This window comes from Mesorhizobium sp. M7A.F.Ca.AU.001.01.1.1, from assembly GCF_004022735.1.
Classification (GTDB): domain Bacteria; phylum Pseudomonadota; class Alphaproteobacteria; order Rhizobiales; family Rhizobiaceae; genus Mesorhizobium; species Mesorhizobium ciceri.
Genome location: NZ_RZPF01000559.1, coordinates 1 through 4,490 on the forward strand (window position 1 = coordinate 1; position 4,490 = coordinate 4,490).

The 4,490-nt window shown below is 60.2% G+C and carries 5 protein-coding genes; 3 read left to right on the top strand and 2 right to left on the bottom strand.

The genetic code is table 11. The features are described 5' to 3' along the window. The coding region (locus tag EN884_RS26970) for a 6-phosphogluconolactonase (RefSeq protein WP_206617647.1) at window positions 1-336 on the bottom strand (336 nt) is incomplete at its 3' end. Next, window positions 318-1,787 (bottom strand): glucose-6-phosphate dehydrogenase, encoded by a 1,470-nt coding sequence (gene zwf / locus EN884_RS26975; protein ID WP_013530236.1) that lies wholly within the window; start codon window positions 1,785-1,787, stop codon window positions 318-320. The genes zwf and EN884_RS26970, both read right to left, overlap by 19 nt. A 315-nt stretch (window positions 1,788-2,102) precedes the next feature. On the opposite strand from zwf, the gene EN884_RS38760 reads away from it, so the two are divergent. The 3 genes from EN884_RS38760 (at window position 2,103) to EN884_RS26995 (ending at window position 4,456) form a co-directional block, all read left to right on the top strand. Beyond that, a complete protein-coding gene (locus EN884_RS38760; protein WP_027162287.1) occupies window positions 2,103-2,849 on the top strand; it encodes an SDR family oxidoreductase in 747 nt (248 codons plus the stop codon). 488 nt (window positions 2,850-3,337) lie between these two features. Further along, window positions 3,338-3,616 carry an RHS domain-containing protein gene (locus tag EN884_RS38765; RefSeq protein ID WP_063170067.1) on the top strand — a complete coding sequence of 93 codons (279 nt, stop codon included), beginning with the start codon at window positions 3,338-3,340 and terminating at the stop codon, window positions 3,614-3,616. Between the two features lie 516 nt (window positions 3,617-4,132). Next, a complete protein-coding gene (locus EN884_RS26995) occupies window positions 4,133-4,456 on the top strand; it encodes a hypothetical protein (RefSeq protein WP_127224236.1) in 324 nt (107 codons plus the stop codon). Window positions 4,457-4,490 lie beyond the last annotated feature (34 nt).

Below are 4,490 nucleotides of genomic sequence, written 5' to 3' on the forward strand. Positions count from 1 at the left end.
GTGATAGAGCGGCACGAAACGAGCCGCCTTGGCCGCGTTCTGCAACAGATTGGCGGCCACCAGCCCGGCATTGGAGCGTGGCGAGGAGGCCGGCACGAAACGCTCGTCGACCAGCGTCACGATCACCTTGTCCCAGGCGATGGGTATCGCTGAAAGGGCGGCGAAGAATTTTGCCGGCGTGGTGCCGCCGGAGACGGCGAGCAACCCCGTGCCGCGCTCGGCGATCGCCTTGGTCAGTCTGCCTGCAACATGGCCGGCAAGGGCTGCCGCCAGTTCCTGGCGCCCGCTGAAGCCGTTCCAGCTGTAGGCGGCGCTGTTCAATTGCTCTCGTGCCATGTCCGCCCGTCACGTTCGATCAGCGCTATCGAGGCCGATGGACCCCAGGTGCCCGCCGTGTAGCCCTGCGCCTCCTGCCTGGCACTTTCCCAGGCATTCTGGATCGGGTCGATCCATTTCCACGCCGCCTCGACTTCGTCACGGCGCATGAACAGGGTCTGGTTGCCACGGATGACGTCCATGATCAGCCGCTCATAGGCGTCCGGTGCGCGGCCGTCGAAGGACTGCGCGAAACTCATGTCGAGCGAAATCTGGCGCAGCCGCATGCCGCCCGGGCCCGGATCCTTGATCATGATGAACTGCTTGACGCCTTCGTCCGGCTGCAGCCGGATGACAAGCTGGTTGGCGAAGATCGGTCCGGCGCTGTCGCCGAAGATCGAATGCGGGATCGGCTTGAATTCGATGACGATTTCCGAAACCCGCGTCGCCAGCCGTTTGCCGGTACGCAGATAGAACGGAACGCCCGACCAGCGCCAATTGCCGATCTCGGCCTTGATGGCGACGAAGGTCTCGGTGTTGCTGTCCTTGCCGAGTTCCTCGACATAGCCTTTCACCGGTCCGCCGGCCGAAGCCCCGGCGCGATACTGCCCGCGCACGGTGTGCTTCGGCGCTTCGTTGCCGTTGATGCGCTTCAGTGCCCGCAGCACCTTCAGCTTTTCGTCGCGCACGGCGTCGGCATCCATCGACGACGGCGCTTCCATGGCGACGAGGCACAAGAGCTGCAGCATATGGTTCTGCACCATGTCGCGCAGCGCGCCGGCCTTGTCGTAATAGGTGACGCGGTCCTCCAGGCCGACGGTCTCGGCCACGGTGATCTGGACATGGTCGATATGGGCTGAATTCCACAACGGTTCGTAGAGCGCGTTGGCAAAGCGCAGCGCCATCAGGTTCTGCACCGTCTCCTTGCCGAGATAATGGTCGATGCGGAAGATCTGGCTTTCGTGGAAGTCGTCGCCGACCAGGTCGTTGAGCTTGCGTGCCGAATCGAGATCGCGGCCGATCGGCTTTTCCAGCACGATGCGCGAGTTCGGCGTGATCAGATTGTGCTCTTTCAGCTTGTGCGAGATGTCGCCGAACAGCGCCGGCGCCACCGCCAGGTAGAAGGCGCGGATGCGGTCGCTGTCGCCGATCGCCTTCTTGAGCTTGTCGAAGCCGGCGCCGCTCGTCGCATCGGCGGAGACGTAGGACAGCCGCGCCAGAAAGGTCTTCAGTTCCTTGGCGTCGATGTCGGCCGGTTTGACGTGGTCCGAGATCGCCTGCTTGGCGAAGGCCTGGAATTCTTCGTCGCTCATCTTCGAGCGCGAGGTGCCGATGATGCGTGTCGGCTCCGAAAACTGATGGTCGCGCTGGCGATAATAGAGCGACGGCAGAAGCTTGCGCTCCGACAGATCGCCGGTGCCGCCGAAAATGATGAAGTCGAAAGGATCGACGGGGATGATCTGGCTGGTCATGGTCTGTCCGCTCTGACGCCGGTCGCTGTGACGCGGCTGATATAATCTAATCGATTTAAATTTTCCAGTGCCATGGTGTCACATCTGGGTGTATGCGCCTGCCCCTTGACAGTCCGATGACCCGGAGGCTTGTCGACAGGCGCGGCACCGGAAGCCTTCGCAGTTGCAGCATAGAGCGGGATCGACGCGAAAGCCAAAGGAGAAATCGGCGATGGCCGCACATCTTTCGAGCAATCCGGCCAGAAGCCACGGGTTCGCGCGGATGTGCGCTATCGGCGCGCCGGTTGATCGTCATCAATCATGAGCGGGAAAAACATGCGTCTGGAAAACAAGGTTGCCGTCATCACCGGTGCTGCGTCCGGTTTTGGCGAGGGCATCGCCAGGCGCTTTGCGCAGGAGGGTGCCAGGGTCGTTGTCGCCGATCTCAACGCCAGGGGCGCGGAGCGCGTCGCCGGCGAGATCGGCGAAGCGGCGATCTGGACCCAGACCGATGTCTCGCTGCGCTCCGAATTCGACGAGATGATCTATGCCGCCAAAAGCGCATTCGGCCGCATCGACATCATGGTCAACAATGCCGGCTACACCCATCGCAACGGCGACATGCTCAATGTCGACGAGGAGACCTTCGACCTGATAACCGCCGTCAACATGAAGGCGATCTATCACGCGGCACTCGCCGTGGTGCCGATCATGGAGCGGCAGGGCGGCGGCGTCATCCTGACCACGGCCTCCACCGCGGGTCTGCGGCCGCGCCCCGGCCTCACCTGGTACAATGCGTCGAAAGGCTGGGCGATCACCGCCACCAAATCGATGGCGGTGGAACTGGCGCCGAAGAACATCCGCGTCAACTGCCTCTGCCCGGTTGCCGGCGAGACCGGCATGCTGGAGAAATTCATGGGCGCCGACACACCCGAAATCCGCGAGAAGTTCCGCGCATCGATCCCGCTCGGCCGGCTCTCGACGCCGCTCGACATCGCCAACGCCGCACTCTGGCTGGCCTCGGACGAAGCCGCCTTCATCACCGGCGTGGCGCTGGAGGTCGACGGCGGACGCTGCATCTGAACGCCTGGGTAGCAGGCCAGGATCTCATCCGCTGCAATACCAGGACAAGCGCAATCTCACGGCAATCGAGGATCAACCCCGCCAACAATGAGACCTACACCTATACGGCCAACGGCTTCATCGAGAATGCCGATGGGCCGTGGGGCAGCCTCACCTATACGATCGACGGTGTCGGCAACATCACCCAGCGCACCGTAACCATTGGTGGCGTCACCTCTATCGATACCTACAGCCTTCAGGGCGGCTCCAACCGGCTGACCGGCATCCTCACCGGCGGCGCACCGAGCCGCGGCTTCCAGTCGGACCTTGCCGGCAACGTCACGCAGGACGCGACCGTCTCGCCGGAGCTCACCAAGACCTACAGCTACAATGCCGCCGGCCAGCTCTCGGGCGCCACCACGAACGGCACGACGGCAGGCGCCTACATCTACGACTACCTGTCGCGGCTGGTCTCGCGCACCATCGCCGCCTCGTCGGCCACGCTGCACATGGTGCACGACCTCGACGGCAATGTAATCGCCGAATATGACGCGTCCGGCGCGCTGGTCACCGAATACATCTGGGTCGAAGGCCGCCCGCTGGCGATGGTCGCCGACGCCGGCATCACGCCGGTGCTCTATTACGTGCTGACTGACCATCTCGAACGGCCGGTCATGATGACCGACCAGGGCCGCAATGTCGTCTGGCAGGCGAGCTATCTACCTTACGGTGAGGTGCGTAGCATCAGTGGCACGGCGACGCTCAACCAGCGCTTCCCCGGCCAATAGTTCCAGATCGAGACGGGGCTCGCCTACAATTGGCACCGCCATTATGATGCTTCCATCGGGCGCTATCTGCAGCCCGATCCGCTCGGTATGCCGAATGGGCCGTCAAGGTGGGCGTATGTCGGCAACAGCCCGCTGATGAAGGTGGATCCGAGCGGGTTGTATTGGGTTCCAGGTCCAGGAGGGAATCGATGGTGGTGTTGGGGTGGCAATCCCTTGGACTGCGTTTTACGTCCCCCCCCCGCAGCCAGGGCCACAATCTTGCCCGATGCCGTCGGAACGGCGTACGACGCCTCCGCCTCCGCCGCCAGCTGGGCCGCCGGATGACGACCCTTGTGAGGAACAGCTTGCCGCTGATGAGGCGCAGTGCCAATTGCTATCCTCGGGGCGTGGTGGCGGGCGCACAACCAAAGCTGGTAGAAATTGGTATGCAGCTTGTATGGCAATAGCCAGTGAAAGATATGCCGCTTGTAGGGCAGGGAAACCCTTGCCGCCGTTTCCAATATGGAAAATGTAGCTATGAAATTTCTATTTCGGGAGAGGCTGGAAGTTTTGAACTCAGATGATTTATTTGAGTTTGGAATAACAAAAATCAATAAAAATAAAAGCGAAGAATATTTATATGAAACAGAGGCAATCTTCATAAGAAACGGGAAAGTAACATCAAGAATAAAGTTGACTGGATTGAGTGAGTTTAAGGTTATAATGAGCTCGTTATCCTATTTTGGGTCAAAATTAAGGGGAATAGCAAAAGATGAATCGATTACTTTTGATTTTGATGGATTAACATTTGACCAATATATACCAATAAACAAAAATTTAAGATTGATTTGGGATGAATGATTTAAAGAAAGATAAACAACGATTGTAGGGTGAC